The 22,659-nt window shown below is 49.2% G+C and carries 19 protein-coding genes; 11 read left to right on the top strand and 8 right to left on the bottom strand.

From position 1 onward, the window contains the following. Window positions 1-2 precede the first annotated feature (2 nt). From ACSYSY_RS02190 to cysQ, 6 genes are all read right to left on the bottom strand, one after another. Window positions 3-2,327 carry an LPS-assembly protein LptD gene (locus tag ACSYSY_RS02190; protein WP_491707697.1) on the bottom strand — a complete coding sequence of 775 codons (2,325 nt, stop codon included), beginning with the start codon at window positions 2,325-2,327 and terminating at the stop codon, window positions 3-5. Further along, entirely contained in the window at window positions 2,327-3,523 is a 1,197-nt protein-coding gene (locus tag ACSYSY_RS02195) for an LptF/LptG family permease (protein WP_491707698.1), read from the bottom strand. Before ACSYSY_RS02195 ends, ACSYSY_RS02190 begins: the two co-directional genes overlap by 1 nt. Window positions 3,524-3,525: 2 nt before the next feature. Next, window positions 3,526-4,674 (bottom strand): LptF/LptG family permease, encoded by a 1,149-nt coding sequence (locus ACSYSY_RS02200; RefSeq protein ID WP_491707699.1) that lies wholly within the window; start codon window positions 4,672-4,674, stop codon window positions 3,526-3,528. 70 nt (window positions 4,675-4,744) lie between these two features. Then, window positions 4,745-5,251, bottom strand: a complete 507-nt coding sequence (locus ACSYSY_RS02205) for a hypothetical protein (protein WP_491707700.1) — start codon at window positions 5,249-5,251, stop codon at window positions 4,745-4,747. A 4-nt stretch (window positions 5,252-5,255) separates the two neighbouring features. Continuing rightward, on the bottom strand, window positions 5,256-6,260 hold the full coding sequence (locus ACSYSY_RS02210) for an L-threonylcarbamoyladenylate synthase (RefSeq protein ID WP_491707701.1): 1,005 nt from the start codon (window positions 6,258-6,260) through the stop codon (window positions 5,256-5,258). A 27-nt stretch (window positions 6,261-6,287) separates the two neighbouring features. Continuing rightward, window positions 6,288-7,106, bottom strand: coding sequence for a 3'(2'),5'-bisphosphate nucleotidase CysQ (gene cysQ / locus ACSYSY_RS02215; RefSeq protein WP_491707702.1), 819 nt, complete (start codon window positions 7,104-7,106; stop codon window positions 6,288-6,290). 148 nt (window positions 7,107-7,254) lie between these two features. Here cysQ and ACSYSY_RS02220 point away from each other — a divergent pair, with 148 nt between their 5' ends. Genes ACSYSY_RS02220 through ACSYSY_RS02255 form a run of 8 tightly spaced genes read left to right on the top strand, consistent with a single transcriptional unit; the run spans window position 7,255 to window position 15,179 of the window. After that, window positions 7,255-8,754: a leucyl aminopeptidase gene (locus ACSYSY_RS02220; protein ID WP_491707703.1), complete on the top strand. Its 1,500-nt coding sequence runs from the start codon at window positions 7,255-7,257 to the stop codon at window positions 8,752-8,754. Window positions 8,755-8,786: 32 nt separating this feature from the next. Then, the gene (locus ACSYSY_RS02225) at window positions 8,787-9,299 is read left to right on the top strand and encodes a DNA polymerase III subunit chi (protein ID WP_491707704.1); all 513 of its coding nucleotides are present in this window, start codon (window positions 8,787-8,789) and stop codon (window positions 9,297-9,299) included. Further along, window positions 9,296-10,651: a hypothetical protein gene (locus ACSYSY_RS02230; protein ID WP_491707705.1), complete on the top strand. Its 1,356-nt coding sequence runs from the start codon at window positions 9,296-9,298 to the stop codon at window positions 10,649-10,651. Before ACSYSY_RS02225 ends, ACSYSY_RS02230 begins: the two co-directional genes overlap by 4 nt. Next, window positions 10,648-11,508, top strand: a complete 861-nt coding sequence (locus ACSYSY_RS02235) for a hypothetical protein (protein WP_491707706.1) — start codon at window positions 10,648-10,650, stop codon at window positions 11,506-11,508. The genes ACSYSY_RS02230 and ACSYSY_RS02235 overlap by 4 nt, the downstream gene beginning before the upstream one ends. Continuing rightward, on the top strand, window positions 11,505-12,041 hold the full coding sequence (locus ACSYSY_RS02240; protein ID WP_491707707.1) for a hypothetical protein: 537 nt from the start codon (window positions 11,505-11,507) through the stop codon (window positions 12,039-12,041). The genes ACSYSY_RS02235 and ACSYSY_RS02240 overlap by 4 nt, the downstream gene beginning before the upstream one ends. Beyond that, window positions 12,041-13,219, top strand: coding sequence for a hypothetical protein (locus tag ACSYSY_RS02245; RefSeq protein WP_491707708.1), 1,179 nt, complete (start codon window positions 12,041-12,043; stop codon window positions 13,217-13,219). Before ACSYSY_RS02240 ends, ACSYSY_RS02245 begins: the two co-directional genes overlap by 1 nt. After that, a complete protein-coding gene (locus ACSYSY_RS02250) occupies window positions 13,216-14,655 on the top strand; it encodes an NADH-quinone oxidoreductase subunit D-related protein (RefSeq protein ID WP_491707709.1) in 1,440 nt (479 codons plus the stop codon). Before ACSYSY_RS02245 ends, ACSYSY_RS02250 begins: the two co-directional genes overlap by 4 nt. 11 nt (window positions 14,656-14,666) lie before the next feature. Continuing rightward, on the top strand, window positions 14,667-15,179 hold the full coding sequence (locus tag ACSYSY_RS02255; protein WP_491707710.1) for an NADH-quinone oxidoreductase subunit B family protein: 513 nt from the start codon (window positions 14,667-14,669) through the stop codon (window positions 15,177-15,179). On the opposite strand, the gene ACSYSY_RS02260 is transcribed toward ACSYSY_RS02255, so the two are convergent. Further along, the gene (locus ACSYSY_RS02260; RefSeq protein ID WP_491707711.1) at window positions 15,113-16,012 is read right to left on the bottom strand and encodes a CDP-alcohol phosphatidyltransferase family protein; all 900 of its coding nucleotides are present in this window, start codon (window positions 16,010-16,012) and stop codon (window positions 15,113-15,115) included. The genes ACSYSY_RS02255 and ACSYSY_RS02260 overlap by 67 nt on opposite strands. Before the next feature lie 27 nt (window positions 16,013-16,039). Further along, window positions 16,040-16,717: a phosphatidylserine decarboxylase gene (locus ACSYSY_RS02265; RefSeq protein WP_491707712.1), complete on the bottom strand. Its 678-nt coding sequence runs from the start codon at window positions 16,715-16,717 to the stop codon at window positions 16,040-16,042. 104 nt (window positions 16,718-16,821) lie between these two features. On the opposite strand from ACSYSY_RS02265, the gene gloB reads away from it, so the two are divergent. The 3 genes from gloB to ACSYSY_RS02280 all read left to right on the top strand — a co-directional run bounded on the left by gloB (window position 16,822) and on the right by ACSYSY_RS02280 (window position 22,606). After that, window positions 16,822-17,541, top strand: a complete 720-nt coding sequence (gene gloB / locus ACSYSY_RS02270; protein ID WP_491707713.1) for a hydroxyacylglutathione hydrolase — start codon at window positions 16,822-16,824, stop codon at window positions 17,539-17,541. Window positions 17,542-17,747: 206 nt separating this feature from the next. Then, window positions 17,748-21,920 (top strand): pesticin C-terminus-like muramidase, encoded by a 4,173-nt coding sequence (locus ACSYSY_RS02275; RefSeq protein ID WP_491708200.1) that lies wholly within the window; start codon window positions 17,748-17,750, stop codon window positions 21,918-21,920. Beyond that, window positions 21,917-22,606 (top strand): hypothetical protein, encoded by a 690-nt coding sequence (locus tag ACSYSY_RS02280; protein ID WP_491707714.1) that lies wholly within the window; start codon window positions 21,917-21,919, stop codon window positions 22,604-22,606. The genes ACSYSY_RS02275 and ACSYSY_RS02280 overlap by 4 nt, the downstream gene beginning before the upstream one ends. Window positions 22,607-22,659 lie beyond the last annotated feature (53 nt).

A 22,659-nucleotide genomic window follows, 5' to 3' on the forward strand; every position in this document is an offset into this window, starting at 1 on the left:
ATTCAACCGTTTACCCCGAATGTGCCAATGGTTTTGAAGTAGAAATTGAGCAGAACTGTCGAACCTCTTTTCTCGCCACCGACATAGGTGTACTGCTTGATGTAAATCACGTCCAGCCCGAAACAGTCATTTTCATAACCGACATCACCACCATAAGCGACGGCTTTATTGGCTTGCAGGCTGCGTCTTGTATAGGCGGAGATATGATACTGCCCGAATTGGGACGTCACACGTCCTGTGAATTCACTGGTTGGCTTCAGATAAGGCAGATTCCGCAATTCACGGTAGTTCATGCGGTACATATAGTACGGTGTAACCGGCTCATAGACATAACCACCTGTCAGGCGGAAAAGTGGCACACCAACCGATGCCAGGGCCTCACCATAATCAAGGTTGCCACGCCATGGGTTATAACGTCCGCGGGCGGTCAGGTCGACATATTGATTCGGCGTAATGGTAATGCGTCCGACAGGGTCTGAAATATGGTGGTCAAGACCGGAATAGGGAATGCGGTTATGGTCAATATGTTCCTGAAAGCTTTCACCAACAAGCATGTCTATGCTGTGACCATTCCATGTCCAGTTCTGATGAATCCCCACATTAGCGCGCAGCCCACTATCAAGCCGGTCTGTACCCATATAACGGTTAAGGGCAAAGAGCGTTGTATCGCTGAACTCATATGAGAAACTGTCTTCATTGGGGATGTTTCGGTTAATGGAGTTCCCCATATTGGGCGCCGCGATAAGCTGGATAATGGGTTCAAAGATCTCACTGCCACGTCCCTGGTCGAAGGTCCGCAGGAAGGGCCAGTTCATTTTCAGGGCAAGTGTCGGGAGAACCGTGCCTCTGAGGTGGCTGCCACCATGGCCGTAACCTGGTTGTTCTTCAAGATGTTTGGCGTGATAAAGTGTGGTATCAAGCCGTGCTGTCAGAAGCCATTTCTGCCCCAGCTTGTTCGTAAATGGCCTGTCCCACTGCATGGCGAGTTCCCCACGCTGGTCAACAGTGCCTTTGGAACGATAGACAAAGAAGTCAGTTGTATGAAGGCTGAAGCGTCCTCCCAGAGCATCAGGTTGGCCCTGAAATTCATAGGTAAAGCGTGGGAGGGCAAAAGGCAGCGCGGAGTTATTGATGATCCCTCGGTTAAGCCCCTGATAGGCCTGAGCATCCACGCGTAGGTAGGAGCCTACGCCGTAACCTTCGAGGTAAATATTGGAATCAAGAACGTCATTACCGTAACCGGGAACACGGTAATCACGCATATAGTTAGCAGAGCTGGCGACATTAGCCTTGAAACCGGCACGCCAATGGTCAGAAAGGGTAAAGTCACCATTGGCAAAAATATATCCCTGAGCACCATGTCGGCCTGAACGATTAAGCTGGTCTCCAAATGTATTGATATAGGGTTGGTTACGTCTTGTATCGTCTGCAATACCACCAGTAATGTTTAAGCGCCCGAAATTCATCCAATTGCGGTAGGTGGCCGTCAACTGCGGTCCGGTCTTGGTGGCAATCAGAGGGTCGAGAGTCAGATCCTGCTGGTCATCCAGAACCAGAAAATAGGGGATGTTGAAATAAGTTCCAAGATAACGGTCATGGGGGCTGACATTCGGCATCAAAAAGCCGCTATGGCGTTTGACCGTTGGATCAGTGACAAGAAAATAGGGGAAGTAGAAAACAGGAAGGCCCAGAATTTTCAGCCATGCGTGGTTGAATTCCACGTTGACATGCTCTTTATCCTGCGTCGCTCCATAGGCTTTGATCTGCCAGAAAGGAGGAAAATCAGGATGCTTTTCACAGAGATTACAGGCTGTGTAAACGACGTTGGAGAAATCGGTCACTTGCGTATTGGTCCGTCTCATTCCAGTCGCCGCCATTTTGGCATTGTTCTGCATTTTCATGTAGATCGAAGAACCGATGCCGTCTGTAAGCCCGTTTGAAAATTCGACATGGTCAGCATAAGTCGTGCTGCCACTGTCCTGAACAAGGGCAACATGGCCTTCAGCTTTCATGATGCCGCTGGCACGGTCATAGGTGATTTTATCGGCACGTAAAGCCTGTGAACCCTGCCAGACACGGACATTTCCCTGCCAGATCACAAGGCCGGTTTTATCATAGCTCTCATGGTCAGCGAGATAGGTCAGTGGCTCTTTGGAAGAGACTTGCGGTGGAGCGGCAGCATTCGTGGCTGTTTTCCGTTTTGCTGAATCCGTCTGTGCGTACGAAAAAGGTGCCGACATCATGCCTAAAGCTGTGCCTGCAAGGGTAAAACAAAGGAACGAGAATCGTCTCTTTATACCGGACGGAAAAGTTCCGGGCTTAGGCATTAACCGTCCTCCATAAATAAGAGCAGGGTCACAGCAACGCATAACCCCGCCATTGTGGGCGCCCAGGCCGCCATCAGAGGAGGCAGGGCACCTGACTTTCCTAATTGCTCAGCAATCTTGGAGACTGCAAATAGCGCAAATCCCGTTAAAACACCACTCGCCAGGAGTCGAGCGATGCCTCCCCTGCGCGTAGGGTGCATCGAAAATCCGGCTGAAACCAGTACCATGGTACCAGCAAGGAAGGGAAGAGCCAACAGGGACTGAAAACGTAATTTCATGTGAATTGTCGAAAAACCAGACCGTCCAAGAAGGCGAATTGCACGCGGAAGAGCCCAGACGGAAAGAGTGTCAGCCGGGGCAGCATGTTTCAGCATTTGGTTCAGGCTTAAATGAGCCGGAACGTAAATTGTTCCCAGAAATTGTGGCCTGGCTGTGGCAGAAAGGCGAATGCTATTATTAAAAAACCATTTTTCCTTAAAAAGCTCGCCACTTGAAGCCTCGATACGCTGTTGAATATGATGATGGGAATCAAGGTCAAAAAGCGTGACATGTGATGAGGTCAGATGGTTGTTTTTAAGGCGGAGCCCTTTGAGATGAAAAAGCGTGTTTCCTTTTATGGAATCATTTTTCTGCCAGATCCATAATGAATCCTGTTTGAAATCGAGTGTGGAAACCGCATTTTTCAAATAGAGATTATCCAGCCTGTCCGCTTCTCCATACATCATGGAAGAGAGCGGTGAAACAAGCATCGTAAAGACCAGGCCGATGCAGAATGCACAGAGAGCTGGGCTTATGAGAATTTGCCACGCTGAAATACCGGCTCCCCGTGCCACGACCAGTTCTGATGAACGGGCAAGGCGGGAAAATGACAGAATCCCGGCCAGCAACATGGCAAAGGGAAGAACATACAGGCTGTAATAAGGGACATGTAATCCCGCAATTTCCAGCACTGTTGCAAAGCCGGCCGCAGGATGGCTGGCAGCGCGCCTTAAAAGATCAATAAAATCAAAAAGTGAGATAAGAAGAGTAAGAGCGAGGACAATCAGGAGACTGGTAGTCAGGAAGCAGCGGGCCAGGTAACGGGCAAATGTGAATGAATAACCAAAATTGTCAGAAATTTCCTGTTCTTCCAGAGCGCGATAGAGTTGATGGAGCGAGGGGCGCCTGAACCGCCCGGCTCCCATAAAGTGGCTCATGGTTAACGAATTCCTGCTGAAAAATATGAGGATCCGCGTCGTGACATTAAAGCAAGGGCAAGGAACGCCAGAAAGGCCGGCAGGATCGCCTCGAAAGCAAGCAGGAAAATCAGTTCATTATGGCGTTGAGCCATACTCTTGAACATCAGTGAAAGGGTCAGAAGTCCTACGACACCCAGAATGGCAAGCAGGGGAAGAATAACATTTCCGCGGCGTGAAAAACGCCCGCTTAAAATGCAGAGAATGCCAATCATACTGTAGGAAAATGTGAAAAGAGGCGCGATAAGCCGGTTCCAGCCTTCCACTTTCAATTTATGACTTAAGGCAGGAGGTGTGTCGCCGGGAGGGGAAATAAGCGCTTGAAGAGGGAGCTCTGATGGGTCTTCGCTCAAGGTGGATTTATGGGCCGATGAACTGGTCAGATCAAGCGTATCATTTGCAAACTGTAATTCGTTGATTTTCAGGGTTTTGCGATTCAGCTGTTGTCTTGTGCCATTTGAAAGGATCAGGCGTGGGCCTTCCGGGCGTGAAAAGATCATGCCGCGTTCGGCGAAAATTGTGACGGGATTTTTTGGGTCTCTTTCATCCTGTATCATGACACCGCGCAATTCATCGCCATTCTTTTTTTCATGGATATAGATCGTCATGCTGGAGGAAACCGGCGTAAAAACGCCTTCTTCAAGCAAAAAGGCAGCGATACGATTGCGGATCTGAAATTCATAACGATGAAAGGCGTGATAAGAGGTGGGTGCCATCCATAATGTCAGAACATACCCCATAAGGGTGGCGGCAAGTCCACATAGAATGCCTGGTCTGGCTAATCTGAGGGGGGGGAGGCCCATAGCAGCCAGTACGACCATTTCGCGGTCGTGGGTCAGCTTCTGGTATATAAAGAGGATGACCAGAAAGGTGCTGACTGGCAGAATGACAGAGGCGAAAGACGGCACCATAAGCAGGGTAAGATGCAAAAAGGCACGCAAAGACAGGCCATGCTGCACAATCAGTGAAATGAAATGGAGGGACTGCGTCAGCCAGATAAGGGCGATCGCCCCGAACGTTAATCCCAAAAGGCCGATGAAAAGCTGGCGGAGCACATAGGCATCTATGAGCCGGAAAAAGCGTCTTTCCGCAATGTTGTCCAGATTCGCCATGGTCCCTTTTTACGTCTATGGGAAAAGCAAAAAAAGGGTAAAATTCAAATCAGGTGATATTATGACCCGCTCAGGATGAACTGTCAGAAAGCGGTTTGGGCAGGCAAAGGGCGCGGTCTATCTTATGTGACGAGCCCATATCATGGACAATCTGACTGGCTGCTATACCGATGAAAAGTCCTGTAATCAATGCGAGAATAAATTTGATACGCTGCCAGGGCAGGGTGTCATTTTGGGCGCTGTTATAACGGATAAGCTGATTATCCTTCTCCAGATAAGCGACGTATTTCTGCAATTTCCTGTGTTTAGCACCGAGCTCTGACAGGCTGTCCTGATAGCGCTTTAATTCCAGCTCATGGCGTCTTTTGAGCAGGTCAGATCGGCCTTCTGATGTTTCAGCCAGAGTGATGATCAGATTTTTGAAAGTCCCCCCGGAAATATCCTGCTTTCTGGCTCTTTCACGAAGCCGCTCCAATGCTGCCTGAGCCTGCCCTGCCTCGTCATCGAGAACAAGGGCAAGAATGTCAGCAAGAAGCCGTAACTCCTTGGGATCCAGAGGGGGAGCAGGGCCGGCCATAAAGTCACATCTGCGAAGACGGCCTGGGAGCAGCGGCGCGTTTCAGGCGGTCCATAATGGCCTCTCCAAGTCCTTTGTCAGGGATTGTCTGCACGGCAATGGCTGAGCAGCCTTGTGAAAGTCCTTTTTCATCAAGTGTGCGCAACCCTGTATAAAGTCTGGCAGCGGCTTCACTCAGATCCCCTTCTGAACTGAGATTCCAGGATGGAATATTGGCCAGATCAAGGTCTGAAGGACCAAAGCCAAGCCACGCTTCATCCGGGCGAGGAAAGCGTGCGTCAAGACGTAAAGGCAGGGTCGGGGCGTAGTGTGAGCTTAATTGCCCTGGTGAATGGGGGGCTTGATCATCGGCAGCGAGAGGAGCAGCCCGTTCAATAGGGCCGATGATAGCTTCAAGACGTTCCTGCGTCAGTCCGCCAGGCCGCAAAAGGCGCGGTTTCTCTCCACTTAAATCAAGCACAGTGCTTTCAAGACCAATGGTGCAGGGTCCTGTATCAAGGATGGCATCAATGCGCCCATCAAGTTCTTCTCTGACATGCGCGGCACAGGAGGGGCTGACGCGTCCGGAGCGATTGGCTGAGGGGGCGGCAACAGGAGCGTTCACGAGCTGAAGGAGTTCCTGCACAGCGCGCCCGCGAGGGACACGCAGGGCCAATGTGGGAAGGGCGGCACTGACTGAATCGCAAATATGGCTTTCAGGGTGGCGAGGGAGGATGAGCGTCAGTGGCCCAGGCCAGAAATGGGCAGCAAGATCCTGTGCCGCCTGTCCCAGTGGGCCGGAAAGATCAACTTCTCTGAAGGCGTCCTCAGCTGAAGCGAAATGACTGATGAGGGGATTAAAAGAGGGGCGTCCCTTGGCTTCGTAAATGCGGCTGATGGCAGAGGCGGAGCGGGAAAGGCCACCAAGTCCGTAGACTGTCTCTGTCCCGAAGGCAACAATCCCGCCCTGGCTTATGATATCAGCCGCCCGGCGAATATGGTCAAAGCCTGCATCAAGCCATTCAGTCACGGAAGTATAAGGTCCTTGTTTTGAGCGTTAAGTCGCTTGGGATTGGCCGGAGGAGGCAATCATGACAGGCCCTGAACAATAAAAAGGCGGGTTAAGCCTGTCTTTCTTGTCATAAGTCATGCGAGCTCCTCCTTCTGTATAAAGATGTCCTCCCGCAGCTTCAAGGATTGCCTGGGGAGCGGCTGTATCCCATTCCATGGTAGGGCCGAAGCGGGGGTAAAAATCGGCATCGCCTTCGGCAATTCTCACGATCTTTACCGACGATCCCATATGATGGATGGACTGAACCTTTTTACCGGCCAGAAGGTCGTGCAGTTTCTGTTCAGAGCCGAAATGACGCGAGGCCAGAACGCGTATCCCTTCATCAGGGATGGGAGAGGTGTGGATTTTACGGCGTCCAGTTTGGTCCTGAAGAAAGGCACCAAGACCTTTCCCCCCCATATAAATCTGTCCTGTTGAAGGAATGGCGACCGTGCCTAAAACGGGTTCACCATTATAAATAAGGCCAATATTGACCGCATAATCATTTCCGCCCTCAGCAAAACCGCGCGTGCCGTCCAGGGGGTCGATCAACCAGTAGAGGTTCCGGGTTTCAGGGTGAATTCCTGAGCAGAACTCTTCTTCGGAAATAGCCGGTATGTCAGGGCAGGCTTTTCGCAAATGGCTGAGAATATATGTTTCAGAAGCCTGGTCAGCTTCTGTTACTGGTGAGAAATCAGCTTTCTGCCTGGTTTGAAAGCCCTTTTCCCTGATTTGCAGAATAATAGCAGATGCTTCCGATATTATTTCGACAGTCAATTCCATAAGAGTATGGAGATCAGGCATTGCAGCAGCAGGAGAGTTCATTTTATGTAGGCTATCCTATTTAGGACTGTTCGTCACGAAAACACTTATCTGATACGTTGCAATAATTGAATGTCTGTGTGTTCCTTAACGCTTTAAAAACGTAGTCCTCAAGCTAATGTGAACCGCCTGAAGAAAATGAGGTCAAAGAATGATATCTGTTAATTTTAAAGACTATTCCCTCCCTCTGTCGGAGCATGGTCGCTCAATTGTTCTGTTTTGTGACGGAAATAATTTTGAACAGGAAGGGTGTTTTCAGTTTTTCGATAAAATTCTGCAAGGCCGTTTGAATCAGGCGGCAAAAGCGCAGGAATTCAAAGGAGAAACAGGACAGACGCTCAGTCTGCTCGCCCCTTCTGAAACGATGATCCAGCTCCATCTGGTTGGAGTCGGGAAAAAAGGGAAAGAAAGCGTTTCAGATCAGGTGCGTTTTCAGCAGGCGGGCGGGAACGCGTTTCAGGCATTGAAGAAAACCAAAGTGAAAGACGGTGAAGCCGCTTTTGTGATCCCGGACTCTCTGGGAGCTCAGGCAGCCTTTATCGCCTTTGGTGCGCAATTAGGTGCCTATGAGTTTGCTCTTTATCGTTCTGAACAGAAAGAAGCGGCTCCAACGGCTCTGACCGTATTTTACCCATCCGGTCTGTCAGCTTCAGCTCTTGAAGCTCAGTGGAAAAATCTGGAAGCTCTGAGAGAGGGAGTTACCCTTACGCGTGATCTGGTGAGTGAACCTGCAAATATTCTTTATCCAGAGAGTTTCCGGGCTCGTATTGAGCTTTTGCAGTCTTTGGGGCTGGAAATTGAGGCACTGGATCGGGCGGCCATGACAGAGCTCGGATTTGGTGCTCTGCTTGGTGTGGCACAGGGGAGTGCAAAACCGCCTTTCACGATTATCCTGCGCTATCAGGGAGCGGATGATAAAGCTGAAGCACCTTTGGCCTTTATTGGAAAGGGTGTCACTTTCGATTCAGGTGGTATCTCCATCAAGCCTGCAGCGGGAATGGAGGAAATGAAGACCGATATGGGGGGTGCAGCTGCGGTTGTCGGGCTTATGAGTGTGCTGGCTCGCCGTAAAGCTAAAATCAATGCTGTTGGCGTGATCGGCCTGGTGGAAAATATGGTCTCTGGTGACGCGCAACGTCCAGGTGACGTGGTCAGAAGTTATAGTGGCCAGACCATTGAAGTTCAGAACACTGATGCAGAGGGACGTCTTGTTCTGGCTGATCTGCTTTCCTACACAAAAGACACATATGCCCCCGCTCTTATGGTGAATCTGGCAACCTTGACTGGAGCGATTGTTGTGGCTCTGGGTCATGAATATGCCGGTCTTTTCAGTAATGATGATGCCCTGAGCGCAGAGCTTGAGCAGGCTGGCCGTAAAACAGACGAAAAATTATGGCGTATGCCGATGGGTGAAGCCTATAACCGCCGCATTGATTCAGATATCGCCGATATGAAAAATATTGGTGGACGTCCGGGCAGTTCCAGCCTGGCGGCAGAATTTTTGAAACGTTTTGTCGGAGAGACGCCATGGGCACATCTGGATATTGCCGGGACAGCCTGGTGCGATAAAGGCTCTGCCTGCATTCCGAAAGGGGCCAGTGGTTTTGGTGTTCAGTTACTGAACCAGTTTGTGGCTGACCGGGAAAAATAAGTCTTTCGGGACGGCTATCTGGAGAGAGAAACATGGCCGATGGGCAGGAACTTCCTTCTGCACACATACAGAAAGGAGAGGGGGAACAAACCTCTCTCCCGCAGATCGGTTTTTACCATCTTACGCGTTCAAGCGTGCAGGAAGCCCTTCCTGCGTTGCTGGACCGTACGCTCTCCAGTGGGGAACGCGCTGTCATTTATTGTGCTGGCGCAGAAGAAATGAAACAGTTAGACACGTCATTGTGGGAAAACGCCCACTATCTGTGGCTCCCTCATGGGATGGAAGGGAGCGATCATGCTTCCCGGCAACCAATCTGGCTGATGAGTGACACTGGGTTTCCTCCTAATGAGGCGGGTTTTTTATTTCGTATTAATGGTGCAGAAACGGCAGGTTTAGAAAAATTCAAACGTGTCTTTGACCTTTTTGATGGTCATGATGAGCACGCTGTCGCGCAGGCCCGTCTCCGTTGGAAATCATATAAAAAAGAGGGGTACAAGCTCGCTTACTGGAAGCAGGAAGCTAAGGGCTGGCAGCAGGCGGGATGATGGGCGTCATGTGGTATCGTGATCCTTTTCTGATTTATCTGACGGGTCTTCTGGCTTTGCTTTTAGGCAGGCAGATACGCCTTTTTTTTAAGGAAGGTGGTCTGAAAGGGGGCGCAGGCCTTCGTCCATTTTTTTCGTCTCTCGCAGCCTGCTTCAGCCTCTTTTCAGTCGGATCTTTTTTTCAGGTTTTCTGGCTGGGGCTTTATCTGGTTTCGATCAATCGGGGCAGGTCTCGTATTGCTTTCCTGCCCTATAGTCTGATGGCCTTGCTGGTTTTCGGGCTTTATCCTTCATTCTGGAGTGTCTGCCTGGTAATCCCGGCCTTGTTCTGGATTGGGAACAGCTCAGCGGAAAGCGGAAGGGAGGAAGACGGGGTCAGCATCTCCTATATTCTGGCTGTCGGTTATACGTTTAAAAATGCCGCAGGAGATCCGTTCTTCGGGTTCCTGGCGATTATTATGCTCGCACTTCTGGTTGTGTTGTGGAGCGTTTATAAACATTCAGAGAAGAATTTTTCGTTTTTGCTGCAATTTTGCGCGCTGATACGTTCCCTCCTTCTTGTAGAGCTTTTGCAGATTGCGCTTCATGTGCCTCTTTATGACTGCGCTCAGGCAGCCTTATGTGCTCTTTTGCTGGATGTGACATGCCAGGTCAGCGCGTGCTGGAGCGTGCAATGGCGCAGTCTGCTCCTGGCATTTCCGCTTCTGCCGGGCTTTGCGGTGTTATGGTTTGGGCTCCATGCAGCCCTTTTACTTGCGGGGCCCCATACGTCATGGACGTTGCTGGGGTTGGCTCTGGGACTTGTTATTGGGGTTTTATCCATTATTGAAACGGTTCTTGTTGCGGTCACACTTCCGGCCGTGCGTATTGATGGTTCTTTTATGATGATTGCCGGTTTGCTCTCATGCGTTATGCCCGTCATTGCTTTTTCCATCTCTCCTCATGGAGTGGGGGTCTTACTGCCCTCTTATGGCCGGATCTGGGAGTGGATCGGTTTATGGTATGAGAGCGAAAGTGGTCAGGCATTTTTATTTCAGCCATTATTATGGATATTATGGGGGCTTATCTGGTTTTTCTGTATTAATCCCCGCATGACTTTTCGCAAACCACCGGTTTTTCTTTCCTGTCCTGTGGCGGCAAAGATGAAAATTGAAGAGATTTTCTGTGTTTCCCTACCGACATTCTGCAAGCCTCATCGTTCTATGGTCTGGCAGGGAATCCTTTTGAAAAGACAGAGTAAGGCGATAAAACTCTCACTGAGTGAATGGTGGGAGGGGCAGCCTGATTTCAGCCTGTTTGTCTGGCTATGCGCTCTGGCATTTCTCTTTTTGATGATCGGGCTTTCATCATGATGAGCTGGCCTTATATACTGGGCCTTGTGGGAGGCTGGGGAGCAGAATTAATTATTTTATGGACGCTCCTTCCTTTAGGGAGCTGGCTGGTTGAAACGGCACCGGTGTTCTGTTCAGGCCAAAAAGGGTTCTCCCTTTACCTCAGTTATAGGCAGGCCTTCTCTTTTTTGAAAAAAATAGGGAAAACAGGGACAGATCTGAAAGAAGGCTTATGCTGCGGCTGCATCATGCTGGCTTTTTTATCCTTGCCGGGATTTTTTCTCCCAGATGAGATTTCAGGAAAAATGCCGGTTAATTTTCTTTCAGACCCTCTCTTGATTGGGAGCAGTCTTTTATTGGCTCGGTTTTATCTGCTTCCTGAGAAATCTCTGTTTCTTCTGGCAAGTGGTGCATTTGTATTATTATGGCTCTATCTTTTATTATTATTGAGTGCCCCTCACGGCTATGATTTTTTCACTCTGGCAGAGCATGAGAATGCGTCTGTCAATGGAGTCTTAACGGCGTCTTTGCTGGCACTGATGCTTGCAGTCCCTTTGCCGATGGCTTCTGATTTATGTCGTTTGCCACAGAATGAAACGGGGTTTGGGCATTATAATCGGGCAGAATCTGACCGTAAGCGTGGGTTACTTGTCTTTTTTCAGGCAGTCTGGATTATGTTCCTGAGCGATCTTGTCGTGCTGCCAGTCACTACGGGCGGATGGCGTGCGTTTTCAGGGAGCTTTTTCTGGCGGGTTCTCCTGGTCATTACAGGATGCACGATTTTCCGTCTGACCAGATTGGAGAGAAATCTTCATTGTGTTGCTCTGTTCTTGGGGTTGGGACTTCTTTTCGCTCTGTCTGGACGGCTGGGATCGTGAGCTTCGGATTTGCCCTGAATTTCGTCTTTTTGTTTTTGTCTTTGGGAAAGGGGGCAAAATGGCTCGCCTTTTACGGAGCTTCATGCGCCATGACAGTCGCCATGGTGGGGAAAGGTGGATTGGCAGGTTCAGTTTTCTTCATGCTTCTTTTCCTCAATAGCCTCGCCTGGTATTTCCTACGCAATTTTACTGACCGTAATGAGGCTTATGGGTTCAGAAAGCTGGCGTTTTTGATGTCTGTGATCCTGACCATTGCTCTTTTACTCATTGTGGCTTTGGGGGGCGCTGGCATAGGCGGGGTTTCAAGTCTTGCGCTTGGTCTGATCCTCGCTGGGATCTGTGTTGTGGCCAGTGGTGGTCCCCTCGTGCAGTTTTGCGGGCTTCTCATGGCGGTTGATGGCGTGTTTATGGAGGCGGCCATTATTTCCTCATGGCCGCTTTTTTTGACAGCGCTGGGTCTATGGGGCGTTATGGCCGTGTTGGGTTTTATTTTACTGCCGCGTCTTGTCTGGCGAAAGATTGAGGATTTCTGATGTTTTCCTCCTTTGCGTCCCTTCTTCCGTCTACCGGGATTTTTGCTGTTCTGTGCTGGCCTTTTCTGGTTGCCTGGCTTTTATGGATCTCACGGCGCACAGGTCATGTACATAGCCTGGCAATTGCGGGAGCAGTTATGACAATAGGGGCCGTATGCCTCTTTCCTTCCAGGCTTGATATGTTGGGGAAAGTCTCTGTCGGGTTGGCAGGTTTCCTGCCTATGATGCTTTTCTGCTTTGCGGATATCCAGAAAGATAGCGAGACCCATGAGAGTGGGGAAGAGAGTGTTGCAGCGCAGGTGAGGGGGGAGCGTCTGCCATTTCTGATTACAGGATGTATTCTGATGGCGCTGAGTTTGTTTTCAGCGTTACTTTCAAGCCTTTTTATCGGAGCGGGTTGCGTCATTCTTGCATGGTGGGATGGCCTTTCGCCTCGTAGAGCCATGGCAGCCTGGGCTATGGTAAGAGTGCGATTATGTGGTGTCATTCTGGCTGTTCTTGGGGCGGCTTTGCTGCAGACTGTAGACACTCCTCCTCTCGCGCAGGGGGTTAAGACACAATGGGGTGTGGTATTCCTGGTAACAGGGCTGGGTATGATGGCAGGTCTTGGGAGCGTTACAGGACAAAAACCCTCTTTTGCCCTACTGGATGGCGGATTGCGTTTTGCTGCTTTGTGTCTGATGGCGCGGCTGGGTCATTATCCGTTAGCGCATTTTGTTCTTTTGGGAGCCGGTTTGATCGGTCTGGTCTTCAGTGGATTTATCAAACAGCGTAATGAGGCTTTTCTTCCTTTCCTGGCGGCTCTGGCCACGATGGCTGCGTCTACTCAATCCCTGATGGCTTTTCTTCTGCTTATGGCAGCCGCTTTGGGAGGGCTTGGACTCAGGATCTGGCAGAAAGATAAGTCGGCAGATATCAGCTATTCAGTGATCCCTCTGATTTTCGTGGCTCTTTTGTTAATTGGTCAACAGCTGTCACCTCTTTACGTAGGGGCACTGATTCTTCTGGCAGGGTTCAATCTCAGATCTCTCCAACAGGTTTTTTCTCCCGATATTTCCTTGAATATGGGTAAATATTCCGCTTTGAAACTCTGTCTTGTGCCTGGTGTCATGATCGTTATAAGTCTTACGGCGCTTACATTCTCCGGGCAATCATTTCCAATCGGGTGGTATCCATGAGTGAAATGATAGGCTTTCTGCGCTCCAGAACCCGGGCAGGGTTATTTCGCTATATAGTGGACCGTGATGACTGGATCAGGTTCTTTAGCTTGCCAGGGCGGCCACTTCCTCTATTGGCTTCATGGGCTGATGAGCAGAAAGCGACAGTTCTTCTTCTTGATGGAGAAAGGCCTCTTCTTGTCAGCACAGCTCTGGAATTGCGGCGTTATCACGCTCCTTCAAGCCTGTATCCTGTCGCAGCATGGGGTGAGCGCATGGCGCGTGATTTATGGGGCGTTGAGGCCTTATCCGCCGCAGATGATGCTCCTGCCCTTGATGATGGAAGCTGGGCGAAAACATGGCCTTTGTCTAAAGAGGCCATTAATATGGAAGGGGCAGGACCGGCTCAACAACAGGGCGCTCATATTGCGCCTTGTTGTACGTTGTTGCCGGGGCTGATCGGGCTTGAATATAGTCTCAAAAAAGGGCGGCTCGAGAAAGTAACCCCCTCTCTTGCACCGGCTCACCGCGGTATTTTGTCTCAATTAAAAGGGATAACCCCTGAAGACGCTTTGCCTTTGGTTTCACGGATCAGCGCGGGAGGGTTTGTTGCCCATCCCGTGGCATTTCTGCGGGCTATAGAGCAGGCTCAAGGGATTTATCCCGTTCCGCATGAGCGTGATACACGTTTATTATTGCTGGAAATTGAAAGAATCAGTCTTCATTTATTCGACCTCTCTCAGACAGCGCGTCTGGCTCAGGCTGATTTATTGGCGACACAATGTGACCAGGCTCGTGAAATGATCGCTTCACTATGCCAGGCGCATGGATTTACACGGCGCTTGACCGACATCATAACGCTGGATGAAAAAAAACGTGAAACGATAGAGGTTCTTCCTCTGGTTCAGGCTCTCAGAGACGCTATAGAGCCAAAATGCAAGCTTATTTCAGATCTTTATCCGCTTTACGAAGACCGGTTTAAATCTGTTGGCATTTTATCAAATGATACAGTCTGGCATTACGCTATTGGCGGGGCAGCCGGGCGTGCCAGTGGCCGTTATATCGATATGCGCCGCGGGGATGTGGGTATGCGCCTGGAAGCCTTGCGGTCATCAGGAGGGCATGGCGGTGATGCGCATGGCCGCAATGTGCAGCGCCTCTCAGAAATCAGGGATTCACTGACCTTAATGGATGAAATAAGTGCCAGTTTTTCCCTTGAAGACGAAACAACCACCTTTAGCGCAACCGGGGAGGGGCTGGGTGTTGTTGAAACAGCACGGGGCGACCTCTGGTATTGGTTGATATTAAAAGAGGGGCGGATTGAATCGCTTCAGATCAGAGATCCGGCTCTTCCCGTTATGACAGCTTTTGAAGAGATTTTTCAGGGAGCTTTGCCAGAGCAGGTACCGTTGATCCTGGCCTCTTTGGGGTTTTCACCTGCGGGTCTGGCCTTATAGGAGCATTGATCATGTCTTCACATATCCCTCCTGTCACGTGGTTACAGGCTTTATGGGATGCACGACATTTTAAGGTCCTGCAACCAGGGCAGAGAAAAGCGTCATCCCTGATCCGGCTTTATGCCCTTGAAACAGGGAGCTGCGAAGGCTGTGCCATGGAACTGAAAACATTGGCAGGCGGTGCTTTTGCACTCAAGTCAGGCGGTTTTGAGTTCGTAACCGTTCCCGGTGAAGCAGATTGGCTGCTTGTAACAGGCGCTGTGACAAGAAGTAACGCTGGCACGTTATTGGAAGTATGGCAGGCTATGCCCCGTCGTAAAATGCTGGTTGCCGTGGGGGCATGTGCCCTGAATGGTGGGCCTTTTACGGCAGGTTATGCTGTCTTAGGAGGGGTCCAGTCTCTGAGCCGCCATTATCAGGCCATCAAGGGCTGTCCCCCATCACCGCAGGATATCCTTCAGGCTTTAGGCACTTTGGCTGAAAGCGTCTGGGAGGGGGCATCGTCGTCAGGAAGTCCGGAATGAGCCTGTTCTGCATTCCTGCGTATCCGCCAGTAGGATTGGCGGGAAAATGGCAAAAGGCATAGATAGAGGAAGCAAGCCCCTGCCAGTGCAGCCCAGGGAGCGGAAATCAGAACCGCCGCATAAAGACCAGTGCCGAGTAATAAAGGCAGGATTGCTGGCGCAGGAACCTTGAAATTTTTGAATGACCAGACCGGGAGTGTGGAAACAAGCAGGCACGCGACCAGAATCAGGCAGGATGCGACGAGATAAGGTGAGTGAGAAAAGGCCTCAATTCCGCTCCAGCTGTTCTGATGCGCTTCCAGACCAAGCAGGACCGGAAAAAGCACCATGCCACCACCAGCAGGGGCCGGAACGCCTGAGAAAAATCCAGCCGCGTAAGGGGGTGTGTTATCATCAAGAGCGGCATTGAAACGAGCCAGCCTCAAAGCCATACAGACTGTAAACATGACGCAGGGGATAAAGGCAAAGCGCCCTGCAAAAGGGAGCCCCCACATTGCAAGAATGATGGGAGGCGCGACCCCGAAACAGACGAAATCAGAGAGGCTGTCAAATTCAGCCCCGAAACGCGACGTCCCCTTCAGCAAACGGGCAATACGCCCATCCAGTCCATCAATACAGGCAGCAATCAGAAGAGCGATGACCGCATGTTGGAAATTATGCAGGAAAGCGAACTTGATCGCATTCAATCCGGCACACAGGCCAAGCATGGTCAGAAGATTGGGAATCAACCTGTTGAAAGAAAGCCCCCTGATCCGGGCCCGCCGCCTTATATAACGGGGGCGGTTATGGACTTTCTTGTGTGAAGAAGATGGTGAAGGTTTGTGTGCAGCCATAAATGTCGCGTTGTCTGATGTTATCGATTAGAGGTGAGCTATAATGGTTTCCCCGCCGATCATGGTCTGTCCTTCAAGAACGCAAGGCATCACGCCTGGGGGAAGGTAAATATCTGTGCGGGAGCCAAAGCGGATCAACCCGAAGAGTTCACCGGCTTGCAGAGTGTCACCCTCATGAACGTCACACACAATCCGGCGGGCAATCAATCCGGCAATCTGCACAACAGCGACCTGTCGGCCATCCTTCATGGTAACACGCAGTTCGTTGCGCTCATTTTTCTCAGAAGCCTTATCCAGACTTGCATTGAGAAACTGCCCTTTATGATAGGCGATTTTGGTAATTTCACCGCTGACGGGTATGCGGTTGACATGAACGTCCAGCACAGAGAGGAATATTGAAACCCGCCAGACCGGAGCAGATCCCATTTCCAGTGCCGCAGGAGGGGGAACCTGGGCAATCCCGGTAACACGGCCATCAGCAGCGGCGATAACAAGTTCATCTCCAGGAGGTGTCACGCGTTTGGGGTTACGGAAAAAATAGGCACTGAATGCAGCAAACCAGAGGCTGGCACAGCCGAGGCGTTTGCTCAGGCGCCAGGGTGTCACCTTGCCGATCATGCCTCCCAATAGCCCACCCATGATAAAAGGAAGGCCGGCAGGATGCGGGCGGGAAATTACAAGTTTGAGGGATTTCAGCAGGGACATGGCATTATGCTCTCGATAATCTGCCGGTTAAAAGAGGCAGAAGGTCTGTCTTTATGTGATATATAGTCTGTTAAGGGAATAGCCTTTTAGGAGGAGTATTGCAAATGTCCGTCAAAATCGAGCCCATCAGTATCCTCAAGGATAATTATGCATGGCTTCTCTTTTCAGAGGAAGCAGCGCTCCTTTTTGACCCGGGAGAGGCCGCTCCGATTGAACAGGCACTTCAGAACAGAAAACTGACAGCCATCTTTATAACCCATCATCACGGAGATCATACCGCCGGGGCAGCACGCCTCAGAACACTCTATAATGCCCCGATTTATGGCCCTGCAAATTGTAATCCTGTGCCTGATTATGTGCTTAAAGGGGGCGAAACGCTTGAGTTTGGTGATATCACACTTGATGTTCTGTCTTCCCCGGGCCATGCAAAGGGGCATCTGACTTATTATAATCCGCAAATCCCGGCCCTGGTGAGTGGGGACGTTCTTTTCAGTGGGGGATGTGGGCGCCTTTTTGAGGGCACAGCGTCAGAGCTTTTTAACAGTATCAAAGCTTATGATGTCTTTCCTGATAAGACACTTCTTTGCGCTGCCCATGAATATACGCAGGGAAATCTGGAGTTCATTAAATCTCTTCCGCCTTCACTTTCGTCAATTGATCAGAAAATTTTCCAAAAAAGAGAAGAAGAGGTGAAAAAATTGCGCCAGGAGCACAAACCCACATTGCCGGTTACGTTAGGCATAGAGCGCGCTTATAACCCGTTTATCAGGGCAAAAACGTCCGAGGAATTTGCCTTGGTCAGGAAGTTGAAGGACCAGTTCTAGGATTTCGAAAAGGGTTCTGAATTGAAGGAAATCCGGCATTTTCCTTCAAGGAGCTATATGTATTCGCAAGAAGTTTTTATAGTAATTATAAGTATATTTGAATTTATAGTATTTTCTTAATAAAATATCAATCATTTCACTTCTATAGTTCCGGGAAAATTTTATCAAAATAACCCCCTTACTTACATAGAAGTGATCTTTACGTGATGACTGACGTTCATAACCTGTTTCAGCCACAGACTCATGCTGTACCCAATCATCAGGCCAATCCTCTGGGTGAGGGCAGAATAGCGGGCTATTCCCCTGCTGATGAGACCCATCAGAAGGAGTTTATCTCTGGTTCAGAAAAAAGGACGTTGTTTGGTAGGGAAAAGGGAGGCAGTTCTGTAACAGAGCGTGCCTTTACGACAAAGGGTGATGGTACCTCGCTTCATGCTGGTTTGAAGATGCCGGTTTTATCCCCCAATGCGACGGAGGCAGAAAAACAGGCAGCGCTTCATAGCATGACCAACAGCCTGCTGGGAGGAAGCAGCCTGAATCAGACGCAGTATGCGAGACATAGGGGATCCGCTGAATCTGTAGGTGGTGCGCCTAACGCTCAGAGTAAGCTGTCAGCACGTTCTTCAGGCATCGGCACTCGTGATTTTGGTTATGAAGTTGATGGAGACGGGGGAGATTACGGGATGGTGGATCCCGGCTATTGGGGCTATGGCGGCGGTGGAAGCCACCATAGCGCTCCCCCCAGTGGGGGAAGTAGCGGAAGTGATGAAGATGATGGAGGAGGAGTCGCAAAAGGTAAGGTTAATCCGGCAACAGTTGCGCATGGTATGCCCAATTCCCACCTCGGAGGGGATACCAGCAATGGGAATTGGACCACAAACGGCCCGATTGGATATATCGATGATAATTGGAAATATATAGAAACCTGCGAAGCTGTAGATATGAACTACAAGCTTCTTGGTACAGCACCGACCCCTGAGGGCCTGAATGATCTAGTCAATAACATCACCGAAGATAATCGTTGGAATTATCAATGGGGAGGTAAGCATCATAGGGGAGGTGATGACGGAAAAGATATGCGGGGCAACCTTCAAACGATGGTCGCCAACAGCAGTCAGGCTCACGATCTCATAAAACAGATTTATCAGGACTATACCGGTACAGCACCGGATGAAAAAACGATCTCCTCCTGGCAGGAGCAAATTCGCAAGTCAAAAGCAACAATTTCCACCATTAAAGATCAGGTCGCTCACAGTCAGGCTACGGCAGATCATCTGAAGGATACGTTAAACCAGATGACAGGGGATCCTTCGCGCGCCTCTGATCATTTTGCACAATATTACCAGAATGAACTGGCAGGAGATAAGGACTGGAACACTGTTTATAACGAATTGCTCAATTGCAACGAGCTGAATGGCTGGCTGCATGATGAGACAAAATTCATGACAGGCGATGACGCGACTGACAGTCAGATGAATTACTATCATGAGCGACTGCGTGATGGGGACAAGGCCGACGCCATCAAACACGACATCGCCTATGGAGCAGAAGCCAGGCAGAAAATAGATCAGACCCTGACCTATATGACAGGTGACGCGTCCTTAGCCTCAGACCATTTCACCCAATATTACCAGGAGGAAATGTATAAAGGCACGAGCTGGGACGATATTCACAACCAGATTCTTAATTGTAACGAACTGAATGGCTGGCTGCACGATCAGACGAAGTTCATGACGGGTAAAGATGCGACGGATGCCCAGATGTCCCAGTATCATGATAAGCTGAATGCCGGTGAAGGGGCTGACACCATAAAGCATGACATTGCTTACAGCGATGCCGTTAAAGAACAAATAAACGGCAGTCTGACTTACATGACAGGCGATCCATCCCTTGCCACAGACCACTTTACACAGTGGTATCAGGACTGGATGTATCATGGCGCCAGCTGGGACGAGATCCACAACCAAATTCTCAATAGCAACGAGCTGAATGGTTGGCTGCACGATCAGACGAAGTTCATGACGGGTAAAGATGCGACGGATGCCCAGATGGCGCAGTATCATGATAAGCTGAATGCCGGTAATGGGTCTGACACCATCAAGCACGATATCGCCTATAGTGACGCCGTCAAAGAACAAATAAACGGCAGTCTGACTTACATGACGGGTGATCCGTCTCTTGCCACAGATCACTTTACGCAATGGTACCAAGACTGGATGTATCATGGTGCAAGCTGGGACGAGATACACAACCAGCTTCTCAATAGCAACGAGCTGAATGGTTGGCTGCACGATCAGACGAAGTTCATGACGGGTAAAGATGCGACGGATGCCCAGATGGCGCAGTATCATGATACGCTGAATGCAGGTGAAGGCTCTGACACCATCAAGCACGATATCGCCTATAGTGATGCCGTTAAAGAACAAATAAACGGCAGTCTGACTTACATGACAGGTGATCCATCCCTTGCCACAGACCACTTTACACAGTGGTATCAGGACTGGATGTATCATGGTGCAAGCTGGGATGAGATTCACAACCAGCTTCTCAATTGTAACGAACTGAATGGTTGGCTGCACGACCAGACGAAGTTCATGACGGGCGATGACGCGACTGACAGTCAGATGAATTACTACCATGAGCGACTGCGTGATGGGAAAAGCTCTACAGACATCAAGCATGATATTGCTTACGGCAGCGAGGCTAAAAATAAGATAGACGAAACGCTGACGGTTATAACAGGCGATCCGTCCCTGGCTTCAGATCATTTTACACAGTGGTATCAGAACTGGATGGATCAAGGGGCAAGTTGGGATGAGATTTACAACCAGATTCTGAATTCTAATGAGCTGAATGGCTGGTTGCACGATCAGACGAAATTCATGACGGGCGATGACGCGACTGACAGCCAGATGAATTACTATCATGAACGCCTGCATGATGGGGACAAGGCAGATGCCATCAAACACGACATCGCTTATGGAGCAGAAGCCAGGCAGAAAATAGACCAGACGCTGACCTATATGACAGGTGATGTGTCCTTAGCCTCAGACCATTTCACCCAATATTACCAGGAGGAAATGTATAAAGGCACGAGCTGGGACGAGATTTACAACCAGATTCTCAATTGTAACGAATTGAATGGCTGGCTGCATGATCAGACGAAGTTCATGACAGGCAAAGACGCGACAGACGCCCAGATGGCGCAGTATCATGATAAGCTGAATGCTGGTGAAGGCTCTAACACCATCAAACATGACATTGCCTATAGCGATGCGGCTAAAGAGCAAATCGATAACGCCCTGACCTATATAACGGGTGACCCGTCCCTGGCTTCAGATCATTTTACACAATGGTACCAGAACGAGATGTATCAGGGGACGGGTTGGGAAGAGATGCACAACCAGATTCTCAATTGCAATGAAGTCAATAAATGGCTCCATGACCAGACAAAGCTGATGACCGGCACTGATGCGACTGATGCTCAGATGGCGCAATATCATGATAAGCTGAATGCCGGTAATGGGTCTGACACGATCAAGCACGATATTGCTTATAGCGATGTGACTCAGAACAAAATCAATGAGACTCTGGCCTCTTACACGCAAAATAGTGTCCAGGCGACAGATGACTTCAAAAACCGCTACTCAGCTGAATTAGCCCAGGGCAAAGACTGGAAGACCGTCCAGACCGAAATCGGCAATAGCCCGGAGGTGGCTAATTGGAAAGAACATTTAACTGGCAATGGCAAAATATACACAATGGCTCCTGTGAAGCACGGCCCTATAAGAGTCGATGTGATTGATGATCACGAGGGGGGAAGCGTAAAAGAAAGAACAAAAGGTTATGTTCCTGATAAGAACTCAGGTGCGACGATTGGCTATGGGATTGATCTTCATGCGCATACACGGAAAGAACTGCATCAATGGGGATACCCAGACAAACTTCTTGATAAAATCCCTGATATTTTACTGCATGGTCCAAATTCGGCGCACCCTGGGGAGCATGAATATGGTTTAACAGGAAATGCGGCAGGAAAGTATCTTACAGAGCATTCCCTCACTTTTACAGAGAATGAAGTTGATTATTTATCGTCACTGACACTGAATGCGGTATCGGATCAGATAGGGAAACATTACGATCATAGTAATCCCTCAGTAGGTTTTGACGATTTACCTGAGAATTGGAGAACAGTTATCGTTGATCTAGCTTATCCATTGGGACAGAATTTCTGCAATTCTGCGAAATATCAAACATTATGGCAGGCTCTTATTGATCGGGATGTCGATACGGCGGTCGTGGAAATAAAGAAATATGAGGACAATATAGGTCATGTAAGAGCAGACGATGACATTAAAATCTTGAAAGGTGAAAAATGAGAGAATTATCTAAATATATGGGTATTTTTGCCCTTTTTTGTTCGTTAGCTATGTGTTTGATCGTTAATGCGAAGGCAGATAGTCTGATAGATCAATCTAATTGTAAGTTTATAAATCCTGATGTTTTATTAAAACGACTTAAACCTAAGTATGAATATTTTAAAGATGACAATTATTTAACAATGCTTGATTATTATTGGGAAACTTCCGAAAAAGATAGAAAGCATCTTATAGATTGCGAGGTAAGAACAATAAAGACGAATAATTTTTTGCGACAATCGAAAAAAATGCAAGAATATTTGCTGGATTCCTATAATAATACTCATTGGGGGGCAGATATAGAAGATGCTGAATATAGTAATGATAAATTCTCATTAGCTTCAATATGTCAGAAACATGCCTGTAGTGATAATATACATAGCAATATTTTTGACAAAGAGGGGAATTTGATAGGGATGGTCATTTATACCTACCCTGTTGAGGATTCCTCGACCAGCCCTTTCGCCCAGGAAATGTCTGATAGGTTAAAAGAGAAGAAAATGCCACACTTTCCTTTGGAAGTTTGGACATTTATCCGTAAAGGTAAGAACACACCGGACATGAAAGCTTTTCTGAAAGAAGTTTTTTCCCGAATAGAAAAGGCCAATAAAGCATCAATTATTGCAGTTCATGATTTGTCGGATTAGTTCCCAGCAATAGGTAAGAACGGAGAGCCTGTTCTAGGGGAGCAGATATCCAA

This window comes from Aristophania sp. ESL1100, from assembly GCF_058511235.1.